This window comes from Pseudomonas sp. SA195 (assembly GCF_054131565.1).
In genome coordinates, this window is sequence record NZ_CP096392.1 from 549,660 (window position 1) to 575,428 (window position 25,769).

Consider the following 25,769-nt stretch of genomic DNA (forward strand, 5'->3'; position numbering starts at 1 on the left):
AAAACGGTGAGCCGCAATCTACAGCGACTTCCAGAGCGAGTCAAAATCTTCAATCCCGCTAGCAGGCTGGCTTCCCCGGGCTGTGACCGGGGTCTCCTGAGCGTCCGTGGAGGCACCGATGAGCTGGTACTCGAACTGGTTGTAGCTGTTCGAACTCGCCTGGCGATGGCCGAGCATGGCGCGATGCTCTTCGCCGTTCTGGTTGACCTGAACCTTCTGGCCCTCCTGAAACGGCAGCCGCGGGACGATCAGCGCCGCGGACCTAGAGATGACTCGAATTTCCGGTAGCAGCAGGGCGCGAAGATACTCGCTGCCCTGGTCGACCTTGCGCAGCAGGCGCACGCCGCACGGCTGGGCGTACGGCGCGATGAGCTCGACGCCCATTTGCGGCCCGCTCCCACGGACCTGGCGGATCCAGCGGACCACCGCGATGCTCCAGGCCTGGCTGTTGCCGTCCTGCAGGCCAAGCAATTCACCGGTCTGAAGCTGCGCGGGCACGTCGTCTGGCCAGGACAGGCAGAAGCCGCCAGGGCTGTGGTTGACGAGCTGGACCCGGTAAGTAGGGTACGGGCACTCGGCGGGTTGGTCTTCCGAATCGGAGCGGGTCTCGGTGGTTGAGACGAACTCGATGTGCTCGGTCGGCAGCAGCTCCATGCCCGAGCTGGACGTCGCGTCGAAAGCGGTAGACCAGACGTCCGGCGCGGCGTTGTTCAGCTTGAAGACGGCCGAACGCGTGGATTCGGGGCGCTTGAGCAGGTCAGCGAACAGGCGCCGGCCAGAGAGGAAGTAGTGCAGGGCCGTCATGCCAATGCAGAGGTCGACGTGCCCCTGCGCGGAGGTCCGCTGGAAGCTGCGCTCCGAGACATCACCCCAGGCCGCGCTGACATGCTGCATGAGGTCGAGGCTGAGCCCATCCGGGATCACCAGGCCGGGCGGCGGGCGGGTGTCCGGGGTGGCATGCAAATGCTTGCGCAGGGATTCGACCAGTTGCTGCGGGTCGATGCCCAGCAAATAGGGCAGCTCGTCGGTGCTGAACATCGAGCGATAGCGCGGTGGTGCGTCGGTGCGGGTGGAGACGGCAAATAGCGTCGGTCCTTGCTGGACCGGCTGTAGCCGCACGAGCCGGCTCCAGGGCTCCATCACCTCGGCGAGGCGAGCGATATTCTGCTGGCGCATCTGGTTGCAGCGCGCGCTGCCCATCATCAGGGCGACGATGTAGCTCTGTTCGGCGCTCAGCCCTTCGGTCTGGTACGCCAGGTCATCGCGTACGACGGTGCGGTGTACGCCTTGCTCTACGGCGATGGCGTACAGCTGATGTAGTTCGAGCCATAGCCCATCGGGCGTCGGGTTGTACAGCTGGGTGGAGCGGACCAGGATCGCGCAGAGCGTATGGATGGCGCGTTGAAGTGCAATGGTCAGCAATGGCAATCGATCGCGACCGGTCTGCGACGCCAGGTCGACGGCAATCAGTTTGTAGCCGATCGCCAGGTGGTTTTGCAGCGCCTGGCAGAGGCTGGCGACCTTGCGCGGCCGTTCGCTGAGCACGATGGGCTGGTTCAGGTAGTAGCGTTCGAGTTGACGGCAAACGTAATGGATTTCCGGGCGGAGGACCTCGAGCAGCTGCAGGCGACCCTGATTCGAGGTGCGTAGCTGGTTGAGTTCCAGCATGGCCTGGTAGAGCAGGCGCGCGGTTTCGCCGAGGTTCGCCTTGGGCAGGCCCCCCAGCCAGCGCTTGAGGTCGCGCACCGTGGGCTCGCAGAACGACAACCCCTGCCGATCAGGCTTCGGCACGCGCAACAGCAGTGGTTGGCTGTGGTTTTCCACGCTACAAACTCCGCGATTTGGCCTGTGGCGTCAGGCCTCTTGAAACTTTAGCAGCACTCCTGTGCTCAAGCCTGTCCTGTAGTGTCATTGTGCAATCATGCGCTGCATCATAGCGGACCTGTCCGGTCGGGTCAGTCGCAACTGACCGTTGGTGCCGATCAGGGTTACGCTGGCTCGTCTGCCATCAGGCCTGCGGCGGTAGTCACCTGGCCCAGGCTCTCTCCCATGCGAACAGGGCTCAGGGCCGTCAGTTCCGTGGCCCAGCTGACTTGCTCGGGGCCGAACAGGAGAATGACCGTCGAGCCCAGTTTAAAGCGACCCATTTCGGCGCCCTTGGCCAATTGGATGGGCGCGCGAGCGGTCTCGTCGTAGCGCACCGTTTTAAGGCTGCGCTTAGGCGGGGTGACCAGCCCAGCCCAGACCGTTTCGATGCTGGCGACGATCATGGCGCCGACGAGCACCATTGCCATCGGGCCATGCTCGGTATCGAAAAGGCAGACCACGCGCTCATTGCGCGCGAACAGTTCTGGCACGCCTTCGGTGGTGACGGTATTGACCGAGAAAATCCGCCCGGGCACGTAGACCATCTCGCGCAGCGTGCCCGCGACCGGCATGTGCACACGGTGATAGTCCTTTGGTGAGAGGTAAACCGTGGCGAAACTGCCGCCCATGAAGGGCGCCGCGCGTTCGTGATCTCCGCCGAGCAGTTCCATCACGCTGTAGCTGTGGCCTTTGGCTTGGAAGATCCGGCCCTGCTCGATCGTGCCGAGCTGGCTGATGGCACCATCGCAAGGGTTGAGGATGGCGCCGGGTGTCGGGTCGAGCGGGCGGGCGCCGTCTTTCAGCGCGCGGGTGAAGAAGGCGTTGAAATGCTCGTACTCCGTGGGTTCCTCGACTTGCGCCTCATGCATGGGCACCCCGAAGTGACGGATGAATGCCTTGATGAAGGTGTTCTTCACCCAGGGCAGGCGGCATTCGGCGAGGCAGCCGGCGACGCGGGAGACCAGGTGATGCGGAAGCAGGTATTGGCTGATGACGAACAAGCGATCTATCATGGGTGACCTTTTCATTGCTGAATCGGGGTGTCGGGCAGGTTGCCCCATTCGCCCCAGGAGCCGGCGTATCCTTTGACTCGTGGGTAGCCGAGCGCCTTCGCCACCAGGTAGGTAAAGCCTGACCGGTGGTGCGTCTGGCAGTGCGTGATGACTTCTTTATCGGGGCTGATGCCGAGCGCCAGCAACTGCTCGGCGATGTCCTCGCGGATGCGCATGGCGCGCGCGGGGTCCATGCCCGCCGTCCATTCGAAATTGACGGCGCCGGGGATATGACCAGCGCGTGCCGCCAGTACCTTCTCGCCCCGGTATTCCTGCGGCGATCGCGCGTCCCAGATCACCACGTCGTCGGCGCCAAGGCGGCTTTCGATGTATTCGCGGCTGGCAGTCGGCGCGTCGTCCAGCGTCAGCTCGACGGGGCTACTGCCCGGCGCGGGAATTTCACGAGAGAGCGGCCGGCCCTCCGCCAGCCAGGCATGCAGGCCGCCGTCGAGATAGTGGTAACGGCGATGCCCGATGACATCGAGCAGCCAGATGAAACGCCCCGCCCAGCCGCCGCCTTCGTCGTCATATAGCACGTAGACCGCATCGGCCCGATGGCCCAGGGTGCTGAACAGCGCCTCGAGCTGAGTCCGAGTCGGTGCACGGCCGGGTGCGGGCGGCTGGCCGAGCTGAGTCTGCTTGGGGTCGACGAAGCGGGCGCCGGGGATGTGGCCCTCGGCATAGCGCCCAGCGCTGGTCAGGTCGACCAGGATGAGTTCGGGCGCATCGAGGCGGTCGGCCAGCTCGGCCGGTTCGATCACCAGGGGCAGATTTGAGAAGGCGGACACGTCGAGCCTCGGCTGATCTGAAAGCACGCAGTCTAGCGAAAAAGCTAGCGGCCGCGCTTGCTGAACGTGGCCAGGGCCCGCTCGATGCATTGCACGGTTTTGCCGAAGGCCTGCACCGAGCTGTCGCTCAAGGGGGCGTTGGCCTGGTCGGCGACGACCAGCATCACCACGCGCCCGTCCAGGCCGACCGAGCGAAGCAGCACGTGCTCACCGGGAAACAGGCTCTTGAGCGTTCCCGGCAGCATGGCGGAGAACTGCGCGACGTTGGCTGGGTTCAGGCGGAGCAGGGCGGGCTTTTCCAGCAAGCGCCGCAGCACCTGGCTCTGCTCGGGATCGAAGGTGGCGTGGACCGCAGCCTGCGGAAGGCCGTTGGCGTGCTGGGCGATGAGTCGGTGTTGGCGACGATCGACCAGCATCACCAACACGCGTGACAACCCTGCCGCCGTGAGCGCCCGCCCGGCCGTCGCGCTCAATTGCAGCACGTTGCTGTAGGGTGACCGATCGGCCAGCAGCTCGCGGCACAGATCGCGCCATTGCTGCGCCTGCGCAGGGGAGGGGGCAGACTCGACCTTGCGTGCTTGTTGGAAGCGGCTTTCCCAGGGCCAGAGTAGCCCCTGCGCTGGGTGCCAGAGATCGGTAGGGCCGATTGCCTGGGCGCTGGTCGTGGCCTGCTGGTGGACCAGTTGCTGCAATTCGCCCAGCGGCACCTGTAGGTAAAGCCCTGCGAGGCGTTGCCAGCGCAGGCTATGGATGCCATTCCAGCTGTGGTGCGACGACAGGGCGAGCCCGTTCGCGAGCACGATGGTGTTGCTGGGCAGTGTCAGCCAGCGCCGAAGCTCGGCGTCGGCGTCGAGCATCTGCTGCTGGTGCAGTGGGTGTTCGTTGTCGCGCGCGATGTGCAGAGCCTTGATCAACAGGCGCCGGTTCTCGCGCAGCAGCCGGTAGCCGAGGGCGATCCAACCCGGCAGCGCCCAGTGTTCGGCCACGGCGACGCACAGATCCAGCAGCGGCACGCCGAGCAGTTCCTGCTCGACCTTAGGTGCTGGTTCGCCACCGACCAACACGCGCTGCTCCCAGGCGTCGAGCAGCGCTGGCTGGGCTGCGACAAGCGCCCAGATCGGCGAGAGAAACAGCAGGCTGTTCCAGTGGATTTCCTGCCACAGTCGGGCGAGGCGAGCGGCGAACAGCCCGTTGGCCTGCTGGCTTGCGTGCTGGCTAATCAGCAACAGCTGCCGCAGCGGCGCGGGGATGTCCTTGGGTTTGGCTGCGGGAACGCGCTGGAACAACGCCTCGGCACGCTTGAGCCCGATGCGGCTCAAGGCGATTTCCAGGCTTTCGGCGGGCTTGTTCGCCGCGGCGGCATCCTGGTTCGCTTCGCGGATAACGTTCAGCGCCAGCACCGGGCTTTCCTGGATCAACTCGGATATCTGCCGCATTGATTTGCTGCTGTCACGCAGGCCGCGTTGAACCTGGGCGTAGGCATTGGCATCGGCAGGCAGCACGACAGCGTCTAGCGCCTTGATCCAGGCCGGCAGCGTGCGGGGTAGCGGGGTCGTGGTCATGAGGTCGCCGAACTAGCATTTCATCGGGATGGCCTTTAGTCTGGCGCAAAAGTTCCGATAACCCGAACAATTCTTTCGATCTGCCCGCCCGGCGCCCTGTGCGGCAATCTGCTGCGCGTTCAGGCACCCCTCCGTGACCAGGTTTTAGACGTACCTATCTATGGCAAAAATTATCGGCATCATCGTGGTATTCGCCAGTGTGCTTGGCGGATTCATCCTGTCCGGCGGCAAGCTAGGGGCACTCATTCACCCCTTCGAGGTCATGATCATCGGCGGCGCGGCCCTTGGCGGCTTTCTGCAGGCCAACCCAGGCAGCACGACCAAGATCGTGTTCAAGAAATCGCTGCAGATGTTCGGGCATCGCTTCACCCATAAGTTCTATCTCGAAGTGCTCGGGATGCTCTACGAGATCCTCAACAAGAGCCGGCGCGAGGGCATGATGGCCATCGAGGCCGACCTCGAGGACCCCAAGGCCAGTCCGATCTTCAGCAAATACCCCTCCGTCATCAAGGACGAGCGCATGACTGCCTTCGTCTGCGATTACTTGCGCATCATGTCGTCCGGCAACATGGCCCCGCACGAACTTGAAGGCCTGTTCGACATGGAGCTTACCGGCCTCAAGGAAGAACTGGAGCACCCCTCGCATGCCGTGGCAAAGATCGCCGACGGCCTTCCGGCGATGGGTATCGTCGCGGCGGTGCTCGGGATCGTGATCACGATGTCGATCCTGGCGTCGGCGACCAACGCTGAGATCGGCGAAAAGGTTGCGACCGCGCTGGTCGGTACCTTCCTCGGGATTCTCGCGTCATACGGCTTTTTCGGCCCGCTTTCCGCCGCCCTCGAACACGACGCCAAGGAAGAGCTGAACCTCTACGAAAGCATCAAGGCAACCCTGGTTGCTTCCGCGTCGGGGATGCCGCCGACACTGGCCGTCGAGTTTGGCCGCAAGGTGCTCCTGCCGGCCCATCGGCCGAGCTTTTCCGAACTCGAACAAGCCATGCGCGGTAGTTAAGAACAGCGATGGACAACAACCAACCAATCATCGTCAAGCGGGTCAAGAAATCCGCTGCCGGTCACCATGGCGGTGCCTGGAAGATCGCCTTCGCCGATTTCGCGACGGCCATGATGGCGTTCTTCCTGGTGATGTGGCTGATGAGTTCGGCCACGCCCGAGCAGAAGCGCGCAATCTCCGGTTACTTCCAGGACCCCATTGGCTTTACCGAGAGTGCTAGCCCCTACGTGATCGACCTGGGCGGTACGCCCACGCCTGCCCCGGACCGTACGCTCAACGAGCAGGTCGACGAGCAGCCGCAGCAGACCGAGGCGAGCATCAATCCAGATCAGGTCGAGAACCTGGCCGAGCAGCTCGACAAGGAACGCCTGGAACTGCTGCTGCAGGAGTTGCAGAACAAAGTTGACGAAAATCCGGAACTGACGCGCTTCAAGGATCAGATCCTGTTCGAGATCACCCAGGACGGGCTGCGCATCCAGATCATGGATGCTGAGAACCGCCCGATGTTCGCGCTCGGCAGCGCCCAACTGCAGCCCTATTTCGAAGACATCCTGCTGGCGATGGCAGACACCATTCGCGCCGTGCCGAACAAGATCAGCGTCAGCGGCCATACCGACGCCAAACCGTATTCCGGGCGGGGCGAGTTCGGCAACTGGGAGCTGTCGGCCGGGCGTGCCAACGCGGCGCGGCGTGCGTTAGTCGCCGGAGGCTATCCGGAAGACCAGATCGCTCGTGTGGTCGGTTACGCGTCGTCGGCGCTGTTCGATCGCGAAGATCCGCTGAATCCGGTCAACCGCCGCATCGACATCCTCGTGTTGACCAAGAAGGCGCAGCGCAACATCGAAGGTGAGCAGTCCGAAGCCACCGACGAGGCTGCACCGCCGGCGGGCGCAGCGCCCAATCCCGCGCCGCCGGCCGTGCCCGGTGCGCTTGCGCCCGCGGCGGGTAGCGACCCGCTGCAACCGGAGCAGTTACGCGAGCGCCTGAATATTTTCGAGGGCGGCGTCTTGAAGTTCGACCAGCCTGGCGAGTGAGGCGGCCGAGGTCGATCAATACTCGGGTGCTTGCAACCCGCTGATGATGTGCCGATAGCTTTGCATGCGCTGCGGCTGTATCCGGCCTTCCTCGAGTGCCTTGAGCAGGGCGCAGCCCGGTTCGCGGTCGTGCTTGCAGTCACGGAAGCGGCAGCGTCCCAGTAGATCCTGAAACTCGATGAACCCGGCTTCGACGTCCGCACGGCTGACATGGCCGAGGCCGAACTCGCGAATGCCCGGTGAGTCGATCAGCTCGCCACCGCCAGGGAAATGAAACAGGCGAGCCGTCGTGGTGGTATGCGTACCTTTGCCGGTCATCTCTGACAGCGCACCGACGCGAGTATCCACGCCGGGTAGCAGGCTGTTGACCAGCGACGACTTGCCCACTCCCGACTGCCCGACAAACACGCTGACCTGCCCGTCGAGCCGCTGCCGGAGCGCGTCCATGCCCGCCCCGTCGTGGGCAGACACTTCCAACAGCGGATAACCGAGTGTGCGGTACACCGAAAGCAGCGCGTCGAGCGCGGGCTGGTTGTGCGCATCGATCAGGTCAGCCTTGTTGAGCAGAAGCAGCGGCGCGATACCGGCATGTTCGGCGGCGACCAAGTAGCGGTCGATGAGGTTGGCGTGGGGTTCGGGTAGCGGCGCGAAGACGATTACGATCAGGTCGACATTCGCCGCGACCGGCTTGAGCTGGCCGCGAGTGTCGGGCCGGCACAGCTCCGAATGGCGCGGCAACTGCGCGACGATCACACCGATGCCTTGATTGCCTGGCCGCCAGACGACCTGATCGCCAGTCACAAGCGCGGGCAGGTTTGCGCGCAGGTGGCAGCGAAACACCTGGCCGCGCTGGTCGCCGTCCTGGGCTTCGACTTCCACCTGGACGCCAAAATGCGCGATGACCAGGCCGGTCTGCTCCGGGCCGAGGTCGCCCCCTTCGAGTTCATCGATGGCGCGGGACTCGCGCCGTGCCGCGCGAGCGGCGCGCTCCTCCTGGATTTTCTCGATGCGCCAGCTTTGTCGGCGGTTGAGTTGGCGTTTGGCCATGTATGTGAAGCCCAGGGTGGAAAGGGATGCGAGTCTAGCATGCTGATCGTGGCGGCCTGCGGGGCGCGTCGCCCGGTGGATGCCGAGGCGGGCTGATATCTGGTGGTTTGCGCAGCGGCAGTCACAGCGGTTTAGACTCAGGCGTCGCGTTCTTGGTTGTTAAGGTCCATGGCGAATCAGGCTCCCGTTCGAATCCCTGCACTCGTGGCGTTGGCCAGTCATCTGGTTGCGGCCGTGGTCTGCTGGTTGCTGCTGTTCACTGCCGCACGCTTGTTCGGCATGCATGTCACCCTGCTGATGGCCGCCTTGGTACAGGGCGTGCTGGCCGCGCTGGTTGGCCGCCGCCTGGGGCTATCGGGATGGTGGTTGCCGATCAACTTCGTCTTCGTCCCTGCGTTGGTTCTGATGCAGGCTCACGCCTTGCCGCCCTGGGTCTTGCTGCTCGGCTTCGCGGTGCTGCTGCTACTCAACTGGAATGCGCTGGTTGAGCGCGTGCCGCTCTACCTCACCGGGCCGGCGACTGAGCAGGTGTTGTCCGAGCGTCTGGCGCGGCTGCCGGAAAGCTTTGCCTTCGTCGACCTCGGCTGCGGTGTCGGCGGCAGCCTGCTGCGGCTGGCCGGGACCTACCCGGCGGCGCGTTTCGTTGGGGTCGAGACCGCGCCGCTTCCCTTCCTGATCTGCTGGCTGCGGTGCCTGGCACGGCGCAACTGCCGGGTACGGTTTCGCAGCCTATGGCAGGAGCCGCTCGGCGAATACGATGCGGTCTATTGCTTTCTCTCGCCGGCGCCAATGCCGCGCCTGTGGGAAAAGGCCTGCGCGGAAATGCACCCGGGCGCGCTGCTGATCAGCAATAGCTTCGAGGTACCGGGCGTGCCGGCCGAGGAGGTGCTGCAGGTCAATGACTTGCGCCATTCGCGTTTGCTGGTCTGGCAGCCCGGGCGGACAGGGGCACCTGACGCTCCGGGTGCGAACGGCTAAACTGCGAGACACAGCCAAGGAGCACACCATGCAGAGCCCGCAGAACCTGATCTGGATCGACCTCGAAATGACCGGCCTCGACCCGGACAACGACGTCATCATCGAAATGGCCACCATCGTCACCGACAGCCAGCTCAACGTGCTGGCCGAAGGCCCGGTCATCGCGATTCACCAGAGTGACGAAGTGCTAGCCGGGATGGATGAATGGAATACTCGCCAGCACGGCGGTTCGGGCCTGACCCAGCGGGTGCGTGAAAGCCGCATTTCTACGGAGGAAGCCGAGGCGCAGACGCTGGCCTTCCTCGAGCAATGGGTGCCCAAGGGCAAGTCCCCCATCTGCGGCAACAGCATCTGCCAGGACCGCCGTTTCCTCTACCGGCGCATGCCGAGGCTGGAAGCGTATTTCCACTACCGCAATCTTGATGTCTCGACCCTGAAGGAGCTCGCCGCGCGCTGGGCGCCGGACGTGCTGGCCAGTTTCAAGAAAGGCGGAACCCACCTGGCGCTGGACGACATCCGTGAGTCGATCGCCGAGCTGCGGCATTATCGCGAGCATTTCATCAAGGGCTGAAGGCCGGGCCCCAGGCTATGCCCGCGCCTTAATGAAGCACAGCCGGCTCGTATGGCGCGTTGGGCGAGCGGCGCTGCCTAACGCAGGGATACGCTCAGCGTTGTACCGCTCCTCCAGCCGCTCGGCTCCGGAACGGGTCTATTTCCCCAACCGCCTCAGCTCATCCGATTCGACCACGCGTGTGCCTTCGCCCTCTTCCAGCGCGAGGCGCCAGAGTGAGCGGGCAAGCGTGCAGGCAGAGATACCGCGGTATTTGCCGGGCAGCAGGTAGGACAGCGGGGCGGTCAGCCGCTCCATCGGGCGGACTTCCATGCGAGGGCCGAGCAGTTGGGCCGGGCGCGCAAGGGTCAGTTGGGGCCAACCTTGCGCGCGCAGCGAGGCTTCCATTTCGCCCTTGACCTTGAGGTAGAAGATTGGGCTGTCCGGATTGGCGCCGAGCGAACTGATCACCAGTAGATGACGGGCGCCGAGTTCGCGGGCACGACGGGCAAAGGCGATCACCAGATCGTGGTCGATGGCCTTGAAGGCTTCTTCGCTGCCGGCTTCTTTTAAGGTGCTGCCCAGGCAGCAAAAGGCTGTATCGAACTGCCCCTCCAGCTGGCCAAGCTGCGACTGCAGCGGACCGATCGGGTTTTGCAGGCGAGGGTGTTCGGCGAGCGGTTTACGCGTGGGCGCCAGAACGCAGTCGACGGTGGGCTCGTTGAGCAGGCGGTCGAGCAGGTGCTCGCCGGTCAGTCCGGTGGCGCCGGCAAGCAAAATGCGCTGGGGCGTCAAATACATGGTGAGGTTTCCTGTGACTGCTTCCTGTGGTGGTCAGTCGGCTACTGCCGGCTGCCTGGGTTGCAACTGGCGCCAGTGCTCGACGACCTTGGGCGGCGCCCAAATCTGCGGTTCCGAAGCTTGATAGTGGTCGGCCTGTTCCCGTTCGGCAACCCTGGCCTTCGCCAGCGTGAACGCTTCGACGATGTCGCGGGTTTGCTGCAGCGCCTCGGCGAACAGTGCGCGGCCGAAGTAGGTGAAGTCCGCTTCTTCGCTGCACCCGAACGACACGCGGTCGGCGCGCGCCGCGGTGAGTATCAATGTATCCGGGCTTTTCAGCGGTTCGATAAATCCGCCCGAATAGCACGCCGAGATGACAAGGATCTTGTGGCGCCCCTGCAGGGGCGCCAGTAGTTCCGCCAGTTCGCTGGCCGGCAGGTCTTCGAGGGCCAAGCGTGGCTGGTCGACGGCGAGCTGGTGGTCGGCCGATCCGTGGCTGGTGAAGTAGATGAACAGCAAGTCCTCCGGGCCGCTGCGCTCGGCCAGGGTCTCGATCGCGCGGGCCAGGTTCTCATGCGTAGCCAGCGGACGATCGGCGAGGTGGTCGCGGTGGTTGGCCAGGCTGATCTGGCCGTGCGCGGCGAAGCGCTCGGCGAGCAATTGGTCGACATAGTCAACCTCACGCAGGAATACGCTCTGCTGGCCATCGCCAGCAAAGGTCAGGCTGTAGAGCTCCGCTGCGGGTGTGGAGGGCGGCACCGCGCTCAATGCCTTCTGCAGCAGTTGGCCCTGGGCAAGCAGGCCGAGCTCCAGCGGGTCGGGTAGGCGGTTGCCCTCGCCGTCGCGTCGCAGGCGGCCGTCTCTCCAAAGCCCTTGCTGTACGCGCCCGTCCGCTTCGGTCAACGTACCCTCGCCGTCGAACTGGCCGTGCCTGAAACCGCCGTCGTAGCGGCTGCCGTCAGCTCGCTCGAGGCGGCCCTTCCCGTGATACTGCCAGACCTGGAAGCCGCCGTCGTAGCGCGTTCCGTTCGCGCTGACATAGCGCCCCTCGCCTGTCAGGGCGCCGCGCTCGAAGACGCCTTCCCAGCTGTTGCCTTCGCCATCCTCATAACGACCTCGGCCGTGGAACAGATCCTTGTCGAAGTGGCCGGCGTAGCGCTCGCCTGTGCTGCCAGTGAACTCGCCCGCGCCAGTTGCTTGGCCGTCGATAAACGTCCCGCTGAGCGTGCCGGAGGCGTCGCTACGGCTGCCTTCGCCATGGGGTTGGCCTTCGATGAAAGCGCCGTGGTAGACCACGCCATCATCGGTGCTCAGGGTGCCGATGCCATGGTAGAGATCATTCTTGAACTCACCTTCGTAGCTCAGCCCCGGTTCGTTGTAGCGACCCTTGCCGTTGAAGGTCCCTGCGCGGAACATGCCTTCGTAGACGCCACCGGAGGCGTAGCTGAAGCGGCCTTGGCCATCGAACAAACCGACCTTGAACTCGCCCTCGTAGCGGTCGCCGTTGGCGGCCTGCCAGATGCCGGGGCCGGACCAGCGGCCCTCTACGAAGTGGCCCTGGTAATAGCTGCCGTTGGGGTAGTCAATTCGGCCTTCGCCCTGTAGCAGGCCGTCGACGATCTCGCCGCGGTAGCGACCACCGTCGGGGAGCACGCCATCGGCCGGCAGCAGTGGTTCGCCGTCACCACAGCCGGCCAGCAGGGAAATCAGGGTCATGGGAAGCAGGCGGCGCATACGACGATCCAGCGAGAAAGATGGGCGCAGTATGCCCCAAAGCTCGCCAGCCCCTGCAAGGCGCGGCTTGTGGGATCAGGTGATGCACAGCGCGAGCGTTTCGGCGATGTAGGCCGGCTTGTCGGCGCCATCGATCTCCATCACGACGCGTGCCTTGAGCAGCCATTGGCCGGGGTTCTTTTCGTAGGCGTCGAGCAGTGTCACCGCCAGGCGCACGCGCGAGCCCACGCGCACTGGCTGGATGAATCGCAGGCTGTCGAGCCCGTAGTTGACCCCCATCCGCGTGCCTTCAGGCGTGACCAGTAGGTCACCCATGAGCATCGGTATCAAGGACAGCGACAGGAAGCCGTGCGCGATTGTGCCACCGAAGGGCGTCTGCGCCGCCTTCTCCGGGTCGATATGGATGAACTGGTGATCGCCCGTGCATTCGGCAAATTGGTCGACGCGAGCCTGGTCGACGGTGAACCATTCGGAGCGCCCGAGCTCCTTGCCAATGTAGTCCTTGAGCGTTGCGGCGGGTACTTGCGGCATGCGGCCTCCGGGGTGGTCGTACAGGTGTTCTGCTAGATCAGCACGCACGTCGCGGCAAGGCAACCAAGCATGGGCATCGCGAATGGCGTGGCATAGGCCGTCGCTGCGTTTGAGCGGGGTGTTCGGCGAGCGGATGCTTATAATCGCGCTTCGTTACCTGGAGGCTTGCATGCTGCTACGCGGTTTAACCTGGCTGGTGCTGTTCCAGCTGCTTGGCACAGCGTTGAATGTGCTGCTGTTGCCCATGTTGCCGGGCCCGATCATCGGGCTGGTTTTGCTGTTTCTCGCGCTCTTGACGCGCGGCGAGGCGGGCGAGTCGCTGCAGCTTGCCGCGAGCAGCCTGCTGCGCTACCTGCCGCTGTTGCTGGTGCCGCCGGCGGTCGGTGTGATGGCGTACACCGAGGCGATCCTCGATGACTTCTGGGCAATCGTCGGGGTGCTCGTCGTGTCGCTGGTCGTGTCGCTGGTTTTCACAGGCTGGTTGATGCAGACGCTGGTCCGCCGCCAGCAACGCAAGGCGGGCCGCGCATGATTCCGTTGCAATGGCAAGCGGCCTGGGAGGCGGTGATCCATCATCCGCTGTTTGGCGTGGCGATCACCTTGGCGGCGTTCCAGCTGGCGTTCGCGGCCTACGAGCGCACGCGCTGGGTGTTCCTGCAACCCGTGCTGGTTTCGATGTTGATGGTGATTGGCATCTTGGTGCTGTGTGGCCTGAGTTACACCGAGTACCGGGCGAGCGCACAAATGTTGACCGTGTTGCTAGGCCCGGCGACGGTCGCGCTGGCCGTGCCGCTGTACCTGAACCTGCGGCGCATCCACGAACTGTTCGCACCGATCATGTTGACACTGCTGATTGCCGGTTCGGTTGCGACGGCGCTGGGGATGGCGCTTGCCTGGGGCTTCGGTGCGGATCGGGTGATCCTGATGACGCTCGCGCCCAAGTCGGTGACGTCGCCAATCGCCATGCTGGTGGCCGACCAGATCGGCGGCATCGTCGCGCTGGCGGCGGTGTTCGTCATGATCACCGGTATCCTCGGGGCGATTTTCGGTCCGACCTTGTTGCGTATGTGCCGGGTGAGCAATCCGGCTGCGCGGGGTATGGCGCTGGGGTTGACCGCGCATGCCGTCGGCACGGCCCAGGCGCTGCAGGAAAGTGACGAGAGTGGGGCGTTCGCCGCCCTGGCGATGAGTCTGATGGGCGTAATGACCGCGGTCCTGTTGCCGCTGGTCGTCACGCTGCTGTTGTAAGGAGAACGCATGAAGCTGCCGCTGTTTCCACTCGATACCGTGCTGTTTCCCGGCTGTACGCTGGATTTGCAGATTTTCGAGGCACGCTACCTGGACATGGTCAGCCGCTGCATGAAGGCCGGGCACGGGTTTGGCGTCGTGCGCATCGTCGATGGGAGTGAAGTAGGCGATGCCGCCCGCGCCTATGCCCAGGTCGGCTGCGAAGCGCTCATTCGCGACTGGCAACAACAGCCCAACGGCCTGCTCGGCATTCGCGTCGAAGGCGGTCGGCGCTTCGACGTGGGCCCGGCCGAGGTGCAGCGCGACCAGCTTATCGTGGCGGATGTCGCCTGGCGCGACGAGCCTGAAGACCCGCCGCTCGAGGCGGAGCATGCCGATCTTGCCGTGTTGCTGGAAGCGCTCGGGCAACACCCCTTGGTGCGGACGCTGGGCATGGGTGGGATGGCGCACGGGCAGCGTTCTCTGGGGCATCAACTGGCTTACCTGCTGCCCTTCCAACCGGACCAGAAGGTCGAGCTGCTTCAGCTCGATACCACCGATGCGTTGTTGGAGCGCATTCAGGGGTGGCTCGAGCAATTGCAGGATGAGGAAGCCTAGCGGCACTCATTGATAGCGGTAGAGCAGCATCGCGCCAGGCAGTGCCCAGAGCGCGAACGCTCCGATCAGGCCGAGCGTCGAAGGCAGGATCAGCCACCAGATCCGCGGCGACAGGGCACTCATCGGCGAGCGCCACTGGGTCAGGGTCAGGCTCAAGGCGCAGAAGGTCGAGGCCAGCACGGCGCCGGCAATGACGTCGGACGGCCAGTGCACGCCCAGGTACACGCGTGACAAGGCAATCGCTGTTGCAGGCAGCGTCGCCAGCAGTACCCAGGCCAGCCGCAGGCGCGGCGGTTGGCCTCGCCCGGCAAGCACCCCAAGGGTGAGAAAGAAGGCGAACGCCGCCGAGCTATGCCCGCTGGGAAAGCTGTACGTGTGCAGCGGCTCGAGCAGGATCTCCGGGCGCACCCGGGCGAAGGTGGCCTTTAGCGCGCCATTTGCCAGCGCCGTGCCGAGCAGCGTGGCGATGCTGAAGACAGCAGCACGCCACTGTCGCGTCGCGAGCAGCAGTAGACCAAGCAGCACCGCGGCCCATAGCTGAGTCTTGAAGTCGCCGGCGCGGGTTACGATCACCATGAAGCGGTCGAAGACCGGGCTGCGCTCGCCCTGCACCACGGCCATCAGCCCCTCGTCAAAGGCTTCCAGGTAGGGCCAGCCGATGAAAAGACCCATCAACAAGGCCGCGCTCAGCAGCGCCGCCAGCGGAGTTACCCAGCGCACCCGGTGCAGGCTGCAGTGCACCACGGCCCCGATCAGTAGGAGCAGCCCGGCCAAGACGATGCCCGCTTCGCCCCAGAAGCCTTCCGGTAGCGGCAAGCGCACAGCGGCACCGGCAGTCCAGCCCGGCAACAGGTAGGCCATGGACCAACCCGCTGCGGCGACCAGGCTGACCAACAGAAAACGGCCGAAGGGCATGTCGAGCATGCCGGCGGTAAGCGGCAGCATGGGCCGCAAAGGGCCAATGAAGCGACCAACCAATAGGCTCGCGATGCCGTAGCGTTGGAAATACACCTCCGCCCGTGTCAGCCACTCCGGGTGGTTGCGTAGCGCCCGTATGCTGCGGATGTTCTGGTGGTAGCGCCTGCCCAGCGCATAGGACAGCAGGTCACCCAGCAGCCCGCCGGCGTACCCAAGCAGCAAGGTTTCCCCCAGCGTCAGCACGCCGCTACCGGCCAGGACCGCAATGGCGAACACCAGCACCGTGCCGGGCATCAGCAGCCCGACGATGGCCAGGCATTCAAGGCACGCGACGAGGAACAGGCTCAGGCCAAGCCATTGCGGATTGTCGGCGAGCCAATTGATCAGTGGCGCAAGCCATTCGGGCATTTGTGGTTTCCTTCGACCGAGAGGGTTTCGACCGGGCTTCCGGCAGCCAGGTTTCAAACGGGCATCATAGCGGCGCCGAGCAGGCGTGGCTGGCAGGGCGGATACTGCCTTTCGCCGGACGCCGCTGGGCGCGGGCCTTGATGGTGGCTATAATCCGCGGCTTTCCCTTGAGCCAGGCCAGCTAGACCATGACCGAGTCCGTACTCGATTACATGAACCGCCTCGGTCGCGCCGCGCGCGAGGCGTCGCGTGTGCTTGCACGTGCCACTACTGCGCAGAAGAATCGTGCTTTGCAAGCAGCGGCCACGGCGCTCGACGCGGCGCGTGAAGCCCTGGTCGATGCCAACCGGCGGGATCTCGAGGCAGGGCGCGCGAACGGTCTGGATGAGGCCATGCTCGATCGCCTCGCGCTGTCCCCGGCTCGCATCGACGATATGATCGAAGGCCTGCGCCAGGTTGCAGCCTTGCCAGACCCGATCGGTGAAATTCGCGACATGCGCTACCTGCCCTCCGGCATCCAGGTTGGCAAGATGCGCGTCCCGCTCGGCGTGGTTGGCATCATCTACGAATCGCGGCCGAACGTGACCATCGATGCCGCCAGCCTGTGCCTCAAGTCAGGCAATGCCACCATCCTGCGTGGCGGCTCCGAGGCCATCCATTCGAATCAGGCGATCGCGCGTTGCATTCAGCAGGGCCTGGCCGAGGCCGGATTGCCGGCTGCCGCGGTGCAGGTCGTCGAGACCACCGATCGTGCCGCGGTCGGAGCCCTCATCACCATGCCTGAATTCGTCGATGTCATCGTGCCTCGGGGCGGCAAGGGGCTGATCGAGCGCATCAGTCGAGACGCCAAAGTGCCAGTGATCAAGCACCTGGACGGCATCTGCCATGTGTTCATCGACCAGGCCGCCGACCTGGACAAGGCGATCCGCGTCGCCGACAACGCCAAGACCCAGCGCTACGCGCCCTGCAATACCATGGAGACGCTGCTGGTACACGCCGCGATCGCGCCTCGTGTGCTGCCGCCGCTGGCGGCGATCTACCGTGACAAGGGCGTCGAACTGCGTGGCTGCCCGAATACCCGGCAATTGCTCGGCGCCGACGTGCTGGAGGCGAGCGAGCAGGACTGGGCCACCGAATACAACGCGCCCATCCTGGCGATCCGCATCGTCTCGTCGTTGGACGAGGCCATCGAACACATCAACCGCTTCGGCTCGCAGCACACCGACGCCATCGTCACCGAGCATTTCAGCGACGCGCGGCGTTTCATTACCGAGGTCGATTCCGCCTCGGTGATGGTCAACGCCTCGACCCGTTTTGCCGATGGTTTCGAATACGGGCTGGGTGCCGAGATAGGCATTTCCACCGACAAGCTGCACGCACGCGGGCCGGTGGGCCTGGAGGGCCTGACGAGCGAGAAGTACGTCGTGTTCGGCGATGGCCACGTACGGACCTGATGACAGCGATTCCTGGAGCACGGCGCGTCGGCGTGCTGGGCGGTACGTTCGATCCGATTCACATCGGCCATTTGCGCGGTGCGCTGGAAGTGGCCGAAATGTTCGGGCTCGACGAGGTGCGGCTGTTGCCGAATTTCCGTCCGCCGCACCGCGAAGCGCCCTGCAGTTCGGCGCAGGATCGCCTGGCGATGGTCCGGCTGGCTGTCGAAGGCGTCCCGCCGCTGAGTGTGGATGCACGTGAACTGGAGCGCGATCGGCCGTCGTACACCATCGAGACGTTGGAGTCGCTTCGCAGTGAGCTGGGCGCCGATGACCAGCTTTTTCTGATCGTCGGCTGGGATGCGTTCTGCGGTTTGCCTGGCTGGTACCGCTGGGACGAGTTGCTCGAACATTGCCACTTGTTGGTCATGCAGCGGCCCGACGCCGATAGCGAGGCGCCCGAAGCGCTGCGTGATCTGCTCGCCGCGCGCAGCGTGAGCGATCCACAGGCGTTGACCGGGCGCCATGGGCAGATCGCTTTCGTCTGGCAGGCGCCGCTGGGTGTGTCGGCTACGCGCATCCGTCAATTTCTGGCCAGCGGTCGGTCGGTCCGATTTCTCGTACCCGATACCGTACTGGCTTATATCAACGCGCACGGACTGTACCGGGCGTCGAACTGAGGTTGTTCAAGCACTATGCAAAATGATTCTTTGGTCCAGCTGGCCGTCAGCGCCCTGGAAGACCTGAAAGGCGCCGACATCACCACCATCGATGTCCGCGGAAAGACCAGTGTTACCGACTTCATGGTGATCGCTAGCGGGACCTCCAGCCGTCACGTCAAGTCGCTGGCCGACAATGTCTTGGAAAAGGTCAAGGAGCAGGGCGTGCGCCCGCTGGGTAGCGAAGGCCTGGAAGGCGGCGAGTGGGCGCTGCTCGACCTGGGTGACGTCGTGGTACATGTCATGCAGGTGCCGACCCGGCAGTTCTATGACCTCGAGCGCCTCTGGCAGGGCGCCGAGCAGAGCCGCGCACACCACGCCGGCGAGCAGGAGTAACGCGCTCCGTGCGGATCAAGCTGGTCGCCGTGGGTTCGAAGATGCCGCGCTGGGTGGAAGACGGCTGGCAGGAGTACGTCAAACGCCTCCCGGCCGAGTTGCCCTTGGAACTGCACGAGATACCGCTTAATACCCGTGGCAAGAATGCCGACGTGGCGCGGTTGATTCGCCAGGAAGGCGAGGCCATGCTGGCGAAGGTGCAGCCCGGCGAGCGGATCGTCACCCTCGAGGTGCAAGGCCGCCCCTGGAGTACTGAGCAGCTGGCGGCCGAGCTCGATCGCTGGCGGCTCGATGCGCGTAACGTCAACCTCATGGTAGGTGGGCCTGAAGGGCTCGCGCCAGAGGTCTGCGCGCGTAGCGAACAGCGTTGGTCGCTGTCGCCCTTGACGCTGCCGCATCCGCTGGTACGCATCCTGGTGGGTGAGCAGATCTACCGCGCCTGGACGCTGCTGTCCGGCCACCCTTATCACAAGTAGTTCAGCCCGAGATGTCCCAGCCCATACCCCTTAAGGACCACGAAAAGGACGCCCGTCTGGTGCGTCAGCGCGTGATCGTGGGCGCGGTGGTGGTGCTCGTGATGATTTGTGTGCTGATCGCCCGGATGTACTACTTGCAAGTGGTGCAGTACCAGTATCACTCCACGCTGTCCGAGAACAACCGGGTTCATGTGCAGCCTATCCCGCCTAACCGCGGGCTCATCTTCGACCGCACCGGCAAGATCATCGCCGACAACCGGCCGAGTTTCAGCCTGACGGTGACCCGCGAGCGCGCCGGCGATTGGCGGCACACGCTGGATACCGTGGTCGAGGTGCTTGGACTGTCGGCCGAAGAACGTGCCTTGTTCGAAAAGCGCGTCTTGCAGGGGCGCAGACCGTTCGAGCCCGTGCCGATCATGTACGAGCTGTCCGAAGAACAGATCGCGCGCATCGCGGTGGACCAGTTCCGCCTGCCGGGCGTCGAGGTGGCCGCGCAGTTGGTGCGGCACTACCCCCAGGGCGAGCACTTCGCCCACTCGGTCGGCTACGTGGGGCGGATCAACGAGGCGGAGCTCAAGCAACTCGATCCGGTCAACTACAGCGGCACCCACCACATCGGTAAGACCGGCATCGAGCGCTTCTACGAGGACTCGCTGCACGGTCAGGTGGGCTACGAGGAAGTTGAAACCAATGCTCGCGGGCGGGTCCTGCGGGTGCTCAAGCGCACCGACCCGATTCCGGGCAAGGACCTGACGCTGACCCTCGACCTCGACCTGCAGGAAGCTGCGGAGGCGGCGCTCGCCGGCCGGCGTGGTGCAGTCGTTGCGTTGCAGCCCGCCACGGGCGAGGTACTGGCCATGGTCAGTCAGCCCAGCTTCGACCCCAACCTATTCGTCACCGGGATCAGCTTCAAGGATTACGGCGCGCTGCGCGATTCGATCGACCGGCCGCTGTTCAACCGCGTCCTGCGTGGCCTTTACCCGCCGGGTTCGACGATCAAGCCGATGATGGCGGTCGCCGGGCTCGATACCGGCGTGGTGACCGAAAACTCGCGCGTCTTTGACCCTGGCTTCTTCCAGCTGCCCAACGTCAAGCACAAGTACCGTAACTGGAACCGCGGCGGTGATGGTTGGGTGGACCTGGAAACGGCGATCATGCGATCCAATGACACCTATTTTTACGACCTTGCCCACAAGATGGGCATCGACCGCATGCACGACTACATGTCCCGATTTGGCATTGGCCAGCGCGTGTCGCTGGACATGTTCGAGGAAACGGCTGGTCTGATGCCCTCGCGGGACTGGAAGCGGGCACGTTATCGTCAGCCGTGGTATCCGGGGGAAACGGTCATTCTCGGTATTGGTCAGGGCTACATGCAGGCCACGCCTCTGCAGTTGGCACAAGCTACCGCGTTGATGGCTAACCGTGGCAAATGGATTCGTCCGCACCTGGCGCGCCGCATCGAAGGCGAGCTACCGGTCGATCCGGAGCCCATGCCGGACATCCAGCTGCGCGATCCACGCTACTGGGAGGCTTCGATCAATGGCATGGTGAAGGTGCTGCACGGCGCGCGCGGCACTGCGAAAAAAGTCGGCGACACCTCGACCTACCGCATCGCCGGCAAGAGCGGTACAGCCCAGGTGGTGGCGATCAAACAAGGCGAGCGCTACGACAGCGGCAAACTCAACGAGCGGCACCGCGATCACGCCTTGTTCGTCGCCTTCGCGCCGGTGGACAACCCGCAGATTGCCGTGGCCGTCATGGTGGAGAACGGGGAGTCGGGCTCGGGCGTGGCGGCCCCGGTCGCCAAGCAGGTGATGGATGCCTGGCTGCTGGACGAGAATGGCCAGCTAAAAGCGGAATACGCCCCGTTATTAAAAGCGGAGGTAGCCGCCCCATGAGCCAGACGTTCGACCGGACCCTCTCTACCACCGACGTGATGCGCCGCCGCGCGACGCTGCTGCAACGCCTGCATATCGACGGCGTGCTCCTGGTGCTGCTGTTGCTGCTGGCATGTGGCAGCCTGTTCATTCTCTATTCGGCAGGCGGCAAGAACCTCGACCTGCTGCTCAAGCAGGCCTCGTCGTTCGGCATTGGCATGGCCGCGATGTTCGTCATCGCTCAGCTGGAACCGCGATTCATGGCGCGCTGGGTGCCGCTCGGTTACCTCATCGTGGTCGGCCTGCTGGTGGCGGTGGACTTCGTCGGCTACACCGCGATGGGCGCGACGCGCTGGATCAGCATTCCGGGCGTAATCCGCTTCCAGCCATCCGAATTCATGAAAATCATCATGCCGATGACGATCGCCTGGTATCTCTCCGCACGGGCGTTGCCGCCGAGTATCAAACACACGCTCATCAGCCTGGCGATGATCGTGGTGCCCTTCGTGCTGATCCTCAAGCAGCCCGACCTCGGGACTTCGCTGCTGGTGTTGGTATCCGGTGCCTTCGTCCTGTTCATTGCCGGCTTGCGTTGGCGCTGGATCGCTGGCGCGGTCGCGGCGCTGGTCCCGATCGCGGTCGGCATGTGGTACTTCGTGCTGCACAACTACCAGAAGCAACGCGTTCATACCTTCCTGGATCCCGAGAGCGACCCGCTGGGCACCGGCTGGAACATCATCCAGTCCAAAGCTGCGATCGGCTCCGGCGGCGTGTTCGGCAAGGGCTGGCTGCTGGGCACCCAGTCGCACCTGGATTTTTTGCCCGAAAGCCACACGGACTTTATCATTGCCGTTCTCGCGGAAGAGTTCGGCCTGGTCGGGGTGTGCCTGCTGTTGCTGGTGTATCTGTTGCTGATCGCGCGCGGGCTGATGATCACTGTTCAGGCGCAAACCCTGTTCGGCAAGTTGCTGGCCGGGTCGCTGACCATGACGTTTTTCGTCTACGTGTTCATTAATATCGGCATGGTCAGCGGGCTGCTTCCCGTGGTGGGCGTGCCGCTGCCCTTCATCAGCTTCGGCGGAACTTCGCTGGTAACGCTATTGTCAGGCTTCGGGATTCTGATGTCGGTCCACACCCATCGAAAATGGATTGCGCAGGTATGACGGCTGCTGGAGAGAGCGAGCGCGTCCTGCTGGGATCGTCGCGTGCAGTACACAACTCAAATAGACCTAGGTGAAATTCTTGATTCCATTACGGCGTGGCAGGTTGGCGAACATCCTTCTCGGTGTAGGGCTGGTCGGTTTCGTCGCCAGCATGCAGGTTGCCCAGGCAGGCGACTACGAAGGTGAAAAGGTCGCCGAGTTCGTCGACGAGATGACCCGTGACTACGGATTCGCCAGCGAACAGCTGGCCGACCTGCTTGCCCAGGCCGAGCGCAAGCAGGGCATTCTCGACGCCATCTCGCGTCCGGCGGAGCGGGTCAAGCCGTGGAAAGAGTATCGGCCGATCTTCCTGACCGAAGCACGCGTTGCCCAGGGTGTCGACTTCTGGCGCGAGAACGAGGCGGCACTGACGCGGGCCGAGGCCGAATACGGCGTGCCGGCAGAGATCGTCGTCGCCATCATCGGCGTCGAGACCTTTTACGGGCGTAATACCGGTGGGCATCGCGTGATCGATGCGCTCGCCACCCTGGGTTTCGACTACCCGCCGCGCCAGCCATTCTTCCGCCAGCAGCTCAAGGAATTCCTGCTGTTGGCCCGTGAGGAACAGGTCGACCCGCTCACCCTCACCGGTTCCTACGCCGGAGCCATGGGGCTGCCTCAATTCATGCCCAGCAGCTTTCGCGCCTATGCCGTGGATTTCGATGCCGACGGCCACATCGACATCTGGAAAAACCCTGTCGACGCCATCGGCAGCGCGGCGAATTACTTCAAGCAGCACGGCTGGTTGCCCGACGCGCCTGTCGTGGCGCGTGCCCGCCCTGAGGGCGATCGGCATGCGGAGGGTCTGACTGAAGGTCTCGAGCCGGTGCTGACCGCCGCCCAGCTGCGCGAACTAGGATGGCAGACTGACGTGCAGATCCCCGACGAAACCCTGGTCACGGCGTTTCGCCTCGATGGTGCCGAGGGCGACGAATATTGGATCGGCCTGCCCAATTTCTACGTGATCACCCGATACAACCGCAGCATCATGTACGCCATGGCCGTGCACCAACTGGCCGGGCAGCTCGCTGCGGCGCGAGGGGAGCAGTGATGAATACGCTCCGCCTTCTCCTGGCAGGCAGCGTCGCGCTGGTGATCGCCGGTTGCTCGTCGTCGCCATCGCCGTCGCGACATGGCTCGACTTCCCAACCGAGCGACACCAGCGGTCCGGGTGACTATGTGCGGCCGCACAAGGACGGCGCACCCTGGTGGGACGTCGACGTGTCGCGCATTCCAGACGCTACCCCAACGCCCCATAACGGCCCGTTCAAGGCCAACCCCTACACGGTGCTCGGCAAGACTTACTACCCGATCAACGACAGCCGCAACTACAAGGCCACCGGCACCGCCTCCTGGTATGGCACCAAGTTCCACGGCCAGCCGACCGCCAATGGTGAGAAATACGACCTGTACGGCATGAGCGCAGCGCACAAGACGTTGCCGCTGCCGTCGTACGTACGTGTCACCAACCTCGACAACAATCGCTCAGTCATCTTGCGTGTGAATGATCGGGGGCCGTTCTACTCGGATCGGATCATCGACCTGTCGTTTGCCGCAGCGAAAAAGCTCGGCTACGCCGAAACCGGAACCGCACGCGTCAAGGTCGAGGGTATCGACCCGCAACAATGGTGGGCTGAGCGCGGCGGCTCTGCGCCGGCGGTGCTGGCCCAGCCGAAGCGTAGCGAGACCTTGCGTACCGCCAGCCTCGCTCAGCCGGTCGAGCAATACACACCGCCGCCCGCCCAGCACGCGGGGGCGACGCTTCCGGTCGAGGTCGATCGCAGCGATACGCCGAGCAGCAATGACGGGTTGTTCCTGCAGGTCGGCGCGTTCGCCAACCCGGATGCTGCGCAACTGCTACGTGACAAGCTCAGCAACATCACGCAGGCGCCCGTTTTCGTCAGTTCCGTGGTGCATCAGGAGCAAATTCTGCATCGGGTCCGGTTGGGGCCCATCAGTTCGCCGGACGAGGCGGCTCAGCTCGAGCAGAGCGTGCGCCTCGCTAATCTAGGACAGCCACGGCGGGTGCGGGGCGACTAGCCCCTCGGCAGGACGCTGATTCAGCCAGCCACGTATCCGTAACGCCCATTCATTCACCGAGAGCACAATGACTATCACCACCTTCGTGCACCGCCTGTTTCTCGTTACCCTGCTGGCCGTCGTGCCGGCTGCCTGGGCCGAGACGATCATTCCGTCCGCACCGCAGCTGGCGGCCAAGTCCTATGTTTTGATGGATGCCGCCAGCGGCAAGGTCCTGGTCGAGAGCGGCGGTGACGAGCGCCTGCCGCCCGCCAGCCTGACCAAACTCATGACGGCGTATATCGCCACCCTGGAGATTCGCAAGGGGCAGATCTCCGAGAGCGACATGGTCACTGTCAGCGAGAGGGCCTGGCGCACCGGTGGGTCCAGGATGTTCATCCAGGTCAACACGCAGGTGTCGGTGGACGATCTGCTGCACGGCATCATCATCCAGTCGGGTAACGATGCCAGCGTGGCGATCGCCGAGCACATCGCGGGCAGCGAAGACGCCTTTGCCGACCTGATGAACAGCACGGCCCAGCGCCTGGGCATGACCAATACCCATTTCATGAACGCCACCGGCCTGCCGCACCCGGAGCACTATTCCTCGGCCAGCGACATGGCCAAGCTGGCTCGCGCGATCATCTATGAAGACCCTGCGCACTATGGCATCTACGCGCAGAAGGAGTTCTTCTGGAACAACATCAAGCAGCCCAACCGCAATCTGCTGCTGTGGCGCGACAAGACCGTCGATGGCCTCAAGACCGGTCACACCGAGGAAGCCGGCTATTGCCTGGTCGCCTCTGCCGTTCGCGATGGCATGCGCTTGATTTCCGTCGTATTCGGTACCAATAGCGAACAGGCTCGCGCGGCCGAGACTCAGAAGCTCCTGACCTACGGCTTCCGCTTCTTCGAGACACGCACCTTCTACAAGCAAGGCACCGAGCTGGCCCAGGCGCGCGTCTGGAAGGGCGAACAGGATCAGCTCAGCGCTGGCCTGGCCAATGACCTGACCATGACGCTGCCACGCGGCCAGTTGGACAAGCTGCAGGCAACCATGACCTTCACCCCCGAACTCACCGCGCCGATTCAGCAGGGCGATGTGGTCGGCAAGGTCGAGGTGAACCTGGATGGGCAGGTCGTGCAGAGCAGCGACTTGATCGCGCTGCAGACTATCGAGGAAGGTGGGCTGTTCAGCCGCATCTGGGATAGCATCCGGCTGTTTTTCTTCAACCTCTTCAATTGATAGCTCGCTGCGCGCGCCTGATATGCCGGGCGCGCCCGCGGATCATGAGTCCGCTACTGCCATGACCGATAGCAACGACGATGTACAAGCCTCAAAGATCGAATTTCCCTGCGAGCGTTACCCGATCAAGGTGATCGGCGATGCTGGCGAGGGCTTCCGCGAGGCCGTGATCGAGGTGATCCGGCGCCATGCGCCTGGTTTCGATGAAACTACGCTGGTCACCCGTGACAGCCGCAACGGACGGTTCCTCTCCCTGCAGGTGTTGATTACGGCGACAGGTGTCGAGCAGCTCCAGGCGATTCATGTCGACTTGCGTGCAACCGGCCGTGTGCACATGGTGCTTTGATGCTCCC

At 64.1% G+C, this 25,769-nt stretch carries 26 protein-coding genes; 17 read left to right on the forward strand and 9 right to left on the reverse strand.

Annotation, left to right across the window (positions count from 1 at the left end):
• Window positions 1-18 precede the first annotated feature (18 nt).
• From M1D78_RS02435 to M1D78_RS02450, 4 genes are all read right to left on the reverse strand, one after another.
• A complete protein-coding gene (locus M1D78_RS02435) occupies window positions 19-1,824 on the reverse strand; it encodes a molecular chaperone (protein ID WP_437422150.1) in 1,806 nt (601 codons plus the stop codon).
• A gap of 164 nt (window positions 1,825-1,988) precedes the next feature.
• A complete protein-coding gene (asd, locus tag M1D78_RS02440; protein WP_437422149.1) occupies window positions 1,989-2,879 on the reverse strand; it encodes an archaetidylserine decarboxylase in 891 nt (296 codons plus the stop codon).
• 11 nt (window positions 2,880-2,890) lie between these two features.
• Complete coding sequence (locus M1D78_RS02445; RefSeq protein ID WP_437422148.1) at window positions 2,891-3,706, reverse strand: rhodanese-like domain-containing protein; 816 nt, start codon at window positions 3,704-3,706, stop codon at window positions 2,891-2,893.
• A 44-nt stretch (window positions 3,707-3,750) separates the two neighbouring features.
• Complete coding sequence (locus tag M1D78_RS02450; RefSeq protein WP_437422147.1) at window positions 3,751-5,268, reverse strand: HDOD domain-containing protein; 1,518 nt, start codon at window positions 5,266-5,268, stop codon at window positions 3,751-3,753.
• Window positions 5,269-5,428: 160 nt separating this feature from the next.
• Between M1D78_RS02450 and motA the strand changes: the two genes are divergently transcribed.
• Entirely contained in the window at window positions 5,429-6,280 is an 852-nt protein-coding gene (gene motA, locus M1D78_RS02455) for a flagellar motor stator protein MotA (RefSeq protein WP_437422146.1), read from the forward strand.
• 8 nt (window positions 6,281-6,288) lie between these two features.
• The gene (gene motB, locus M1D78_RS02460) at window positions 6,289-7,314 is read left to right on the forward strand and encodes a flagellar motor protein MotB (protein WP_437422145.1); all 1,026 of its coding nucleotides are present in this window, start codon (window positions 6,289-6,291) and stop codon (window positions 7,312-7,314) included.
• A gap of 15 nt (window positions 7,315-7,329) precedes the next feature.
• Here the strand turns inward: motB and rsgA are convergent, their stop codons facing one another.
• Window positions 7,330-8,361, reverse strand: coding sequence for a small ribosomal subunit biogenesis GTPase RsgA (gene rsgA / locus M1D78_RS02465; RefSeq protein WP_437422144.1), 1,032 nt, complete (start codon window positions 8,359-8,361; stop codon window positions 7,330-7,332).
• A gap of 168 nt (window positions 8,362-8,529) precedes the next feature.
• On the opposite strand from rsgA, the gene M1D78_RS02470 reads away from it, so the two are divergent.
• Window positions 8,530-9,339, forward strand: coding sequence for a class I SAM-dependent methyltransferase (locus tag M1D78_RS02470; RefSeq protein ID WP_437422143.1), 810 nt, complete (start codon window positions 8,530-8,532; stop codon window positions 9,337-9,339).
• A 28-nt stretch (window positions 9,340-9,367) separates the two neighbouring features.
• Window positions 9,368-9,910 (forward strand): oligoribonuclease, encoded by a 543-nt coding sequence (gene orn / locus M1D78_RS02475; protein WP_437422142.1) that lies wholly within the window; start codon window positions 9,368-9,370, stop codon window positions 9,908-9,910.
• Window positions 9,911-10,048: 138 nt separating this feature from the next.
• Here the strand turns inward: orn and M1D78_RS02480 are convergent, their stop codons facing one another.
• The 3 genes from M1D78_RS02480 to M1D78_RS02490 all read right to left on the reverse strand — a co-directional run bounded on the left by M1D78_RS02480 (window position 10,049) and on the right by M1D78_RS02490 (window position 12,934).
• Complete coding sequence (locus tag M1D78_RS02480; protein WP_437422141.1) at window positions 10,049-10,690, reverse strand: Rossmann-fold NAD(P)-binding domain-containing protein; 642 nt, start codon at window positions 10,688-10,690, stop codon at window positions 10,049-10,051.
• A 33-nt stretch (window positions 10,691-10,723) separates the two neighbouring features.
• On the reverse strand, window positions 10,724-12,403 hold the full coding sequence (locus M1D78_RS02485) for a C13 family peptidase (RefSeq protein ID WP_437422140.1): 1,680 nt from the start codon (window positions 12,401-12,403) through the stop codon (window positions 10,724-10,726).
• 75 nt (window positions 12,404-12,478) lie between these two features.
• Window positions 12,479-12,934: a MaoC family dehydratase gene (locus M1D78_RS02490; protein WP_437422139.1), complete on the reverse strand. Its 456-nt coding sequence runs from the start codon at window positions 12,932-12,934 to the stop codon at window positions 12,479-12,481.
• Between the two features lie 169 nt (window positions 12,935-13,103).
• On the opposite strand from M1D78_RS02490, the gene M1D78_RS02495 reads away from it, so the two are divergent.
• The 3 genes from M1D78_RS02495 to M1D78_RS02505 are packed head-to-tail and all read left to right on the forward strand — an operon-like array spanning window position 13,104 to window position 14,779.
• The gene (locus M1D78_RS02495; protein WP_437422138.1) at window positions 13,104-13,466 is read left to right on the forward strand and encodes a CidA/LrgA family protein; all 363 of its coding nucleotides are present in this window, start codon (window positions 13,104-13,106) and stop codon (window positions 13,464-13,466) included.
• Window positions 13,463-14,182 (forward strand): LrgB family protein, encoded by a 720-nt coding sequence (locus M1D78_RS02500; protein ID WP_437422137.1) that lies wholly within the window; start codon window positions 13,463-13,465, stop codon window positions 14,180-14,182. Before M1D78_RS02495 ends, M1D78_RS02500 begins: the two co-directional genes overlap by 4 nt.
• A gap of 9 nt (window positions 14,183-14,191) precedes the next feature.
• On the forward strand, window positions 14,192-14,779 hold the full coding sequence (locus M1D78_RS02505; RefSeq protein WP_437422136.1) for an LON peptidase substrate-binding domain-containing protein: 588 nt from the start codon (window positions 14,192-14,194) through the stop codon (window positions 14,777-14,779).
• Window positions 14,780-14,785: 6 nt separating this feature from the next.
• Here the strand turns inward: M1D78_RS02505 and M1D78_RS02510 are convergent, their stop codons facing one another.
• The gene (locus M1D78_RS02510; RefSeq protein ID WP_437422135.1) at window positions 14,786-16,105 is read right to left on the reverse strand and encodes a bifunctional DedA family/phosphatase PAP2 family protein; all 1,320 of its coding nucleotides are present in this window, start codon (window positions 16,103-16,105) and stop codon (window positions 14,786-14,788) included.
• Between the two features lie 188 nt (window positions 16,106-16,293).
• On the opposite strand from M1D78_RS02510, the gene M1D78_RS02515 reads away from it, so the two are divergent.
• The 10 genes from M1D78_RS02515 to M1D78_RS02560 all read left to right on the forward strand — a co-directional run bounded on the left by M1D78_RS02515 (window position 16,294) and on the right by M1D78_RS02560 (window position 25,762).
• Entirely contained in the window at window positions 16,294-17,559 is a 1,266-nt protein-coding gene (locus M1D78_RS02515) for a glutamate-5-semialdehyde dehydrogenase (RefSeq protein WP_437422134.1), read from the forward strand.
• Window positions 17,559-18,218 (forward strand): nicotinate-nucleotide adenylyltransferase, encoded by a 660-nt coding sequence (gene nadD, locus M1D78_RS02520; protein ID WP_437422133.1) that lies wholly within the window; start codon window positions 17,559-17,561, stop codon window positions 18,216-18,218. The genes M1D78_RS02515 and nadD overlap by 1 nt, the downstream gene beginning before the upstream one ends.
• Window positions 18,219-18,233: 15 nt before the next feature.
• Window positions 18,234-18,593, forward strand: coding sequence for a ribosome silencing factor (gene rsfS, locus M1D78_RS02525; protein WP_437422132.1), 360 nt, complete (start codon window positions 18,234-18,236; stop codon window positions 18,591-18,593).
• 8 nt (window positions 18,594-18,601) lie between these two features.
• Entirely contained in the window at window positions 18,602-19,069 is a 468-nt protein-coding gene (rlmH, locus tag M1D78_RS02530; RefSeq protein ID WP_437422131.1) for a 23S rRNA (pseudouridine(1915)-N(3))-methyltransferase RlmH, read from the forward strand.
• 11 nt (window positions 19,070-19,080) lie between these two features.
• Window positions 19,081-20,970 carry a penicillin-binding protein 2 gene (gene mrdA, locus M1D78_RS02535; RefSeq protein ID WP_437422130.1) on the forward strand — a complete coding sequence of 630 codons (1,890 nt, stop codon included), beginning with the start codon at window positions 19,081-19,083 and terminating at the stop codon, window positions 20,968-20,970.
• A 38-nt stretch (window positions 20,971-21,008) separates the two neighbouring features.
• Complete coding sequence (rodA, locus tag M1D78_RS02540) at window positions 21,009-22,112, forward strand: rod shape-determining protein RodA (RefSeq protein WP_457933570.1); 1,104 nt, start codon at window positions 21,009-21,011, stop codon at window positions 22,110-22,112.
• Between the two features lie 112 nt (window positions 22,113-22,224).
• A complete protein-coding gene (gene mltB, locus M1D78_RS02545; protein ID WP_437422506.1) occupies window positions 22,225-23,202 on the forward strand; it encodes a lytic murein transglycosylase B in 978 nt (325 codons plus the stop codon).
• The gene (locus M1D78_RS02550) at window positions 23,202-24,191 is read left to right on the forward strand and encodes a septal ring lytic transglycosylase RlpA family protein (protein WP_437422128.1); all 990 of its coding nucleotides are present in this window, start codon (window positions 23,202-23,204) and stop codon (window positions 24,189-24,191) included. Before mltB ends, M1D78_RS02550 begins: the two co-directional genes overlap by 1 nt.
• 67 nt (window positions 24,192-24,258) lie before the next feature.
• On the forward strand, window positions 24,259-25,416 hold the full coding sequence (locus M1D78_RS02555; protein WP_437422127.1) for a D-alanyl-D-alanine carboxypeptidase family protein: 1,158 nt from the start codon (window positions 24,259-24,261) through the stop codon (window positions 25,414-25,416).
• Between the two features lie 61 nt (window positions 25,417-25,477).
• Window positions 25,478-25,762, forward strand: coding sequence for a DUF493 domain-containing protein (locus M1D78_RS02560; RefSeq protein ID WP_437422126.1), 285 nt, complete (start codon window positions 25,478-25,480; stop codon window positions 25,760-25,762).
• Window positions 25,763-25,769 lie beyond the last annotated feature (7 nt).

Excerpts from the sequence above, each read along its gene's own strand:
- asd (WP_437422149.1), bottom strand. The coding sequence starts at position 2,879 with ATGATAGATCGCTTGTTCGTCATCAGCCAATACCTGCTTCCGCATCAC.
- M1D78_RS02450 (WP_437422147.1), bottom strand. The coding sequence starts at position 5,268 with ATGACCACGACCCCGCTACCCCGCACGCTGCCGGCCTGGATCAAGGCG.
- motA (WP_437422146.1), top strand. The coding sequence starts at position 5,429 with ATGGCAAAAATTATCGGCATCATCGTGGTATTCGCCAGTGTGCTTGGC.
- motB (WP_437422145.1), top strand. The coding sequence starts at position 6,289 with ATGGACAACAACCAACCAATCATCGTCAAGCGGGTCAAGAAATCCGCT.
- rsgA (WP_437422144.1), bottom strand. The coding sequence starts at position 8,361 with ATGGCCAAACGCCAACTCAACCGCCGACAAAGCTGGCGCATCGAGAAA.
- M1D78_RS02470 (WP_437422143.1), top strand. The coding sequence starts at position 8,530 with ATGGCGAATCAGGCTCCCGTTCGAATCCCTGCACTCGTGGCGTTGGCC.
- orn (WP_437422142.1), top strand. The coding sequence starts at position 9,368 with ATGCAGAGCCCGCAGAACCTGATCTGGATCGACCTCGAAATGACCGGC.
- M1D78_RS02480 (WP_437422141.1), bottom strand. The coding sequence starts at position 10,690 with ATGTATTTGACGCCCCAGCGCATTTTGCTTGCCGGCGCCACCGGACTG.
- M1D78_RS02485 (WP_437422140.1), bottom strand. The coding sequence starts at position 12,403 with ATGCGCCGCCTGCTTCCCATGACCCTGATTTCCCTGCTGGCCGGCTGT.
- M1D78_RS02490 (WP_437422139.1), bottom strand. The coding sequence starts at position 12,934 with ATGCCGCAAGTACCCGCCGCAACGCTCAAGGACTACATTGGCAAGGAG.
- M1D78_RS02495 (WP_437422138.1), top strand. The coding sequence starts at position 13,104 with ATGCTGCTACGCGGTTTAACCTGGCTGGTGCTGTTCCAGCTGCTTGGC.
- M1D78_RS02500 (WP_437422137.1), top strand. The coding sequence starts at position 13,463 with ATGATTCCGTTGCAATGGCAAGCGGCCTGGGAGGCGGTGATCCATCAT.
- M1D78_RS02505 (WP_437422136.1), top strand. The coding sequence starts at position 14,192 with ATGAAGCTGCCGCTGTTTCCACTCGATACCGTGCTGTTTCCCGGCTGT.
- M1D78_RS02510 (WP_437422135.1), bottom strand. The coding sequence starts at position 16,105 with ATGCCCGAATGGCTTGCGCCACTGATCAATTGGCTCGCCGACAATCCG.
- M1D78_RS02515 (WP_437422134.1), top strand. The coding sequence starts at position 16,294 with ATGACCGAGTCCGTACTCGATTACATGAACCGCCTCGGTCGCGCCGCG.
- nadD (WP_437422133.1), top strand. The coding sequence starts at position 17,559 with ATGACAGCGATTCCTGGAGCACGGCGCGTCGGCGTGCTGGGCGGTACG.
- rsfS (WP_437422132.1), top strand. The coding sequence starts at position 18,234 with ATGCAAAATGATTCTTTGGTCCAGCTGGCCGTCAGCGCCCTGGAAGAC.
- mrdA (WP_437422130.1), top strand. The coding sequence starts at position 19,081 with ATGTCCCAGCCCATACCCCTTAAGGACCACGAAAAGGACGCCCGTCTG.
- rodA (WP_457933570.1), top strand. The coding sequence starts at position 21,009 with ATGCGCCGCCGCGCGACGCTGCTGCAACGCCTGCATATCGACGGCGTG.
- M1D78_RS02550 (WP_437422128.1), top strand. The coding sequence starts at position 23,202 with ATGAATACGCTCCGCCTTCTCCTGGCAGGCAGCGTCGCGCTGGTGATC.
- M1D78_RS02555 (WP_437422127.1), top strand. The coding sequence starts at position 24,259 with ATGACTATCACCACCTTCGTGCACCGCCTGTTTCTCGTTACCCTGCTG.
- M1D78_RS02560 (WP_437422126.1), top strand. The coding sequence starts at position 25,478 with ATGACCGATAGCAACGACGATGTACAAGCCTCAAAGATCGAATTTCCC.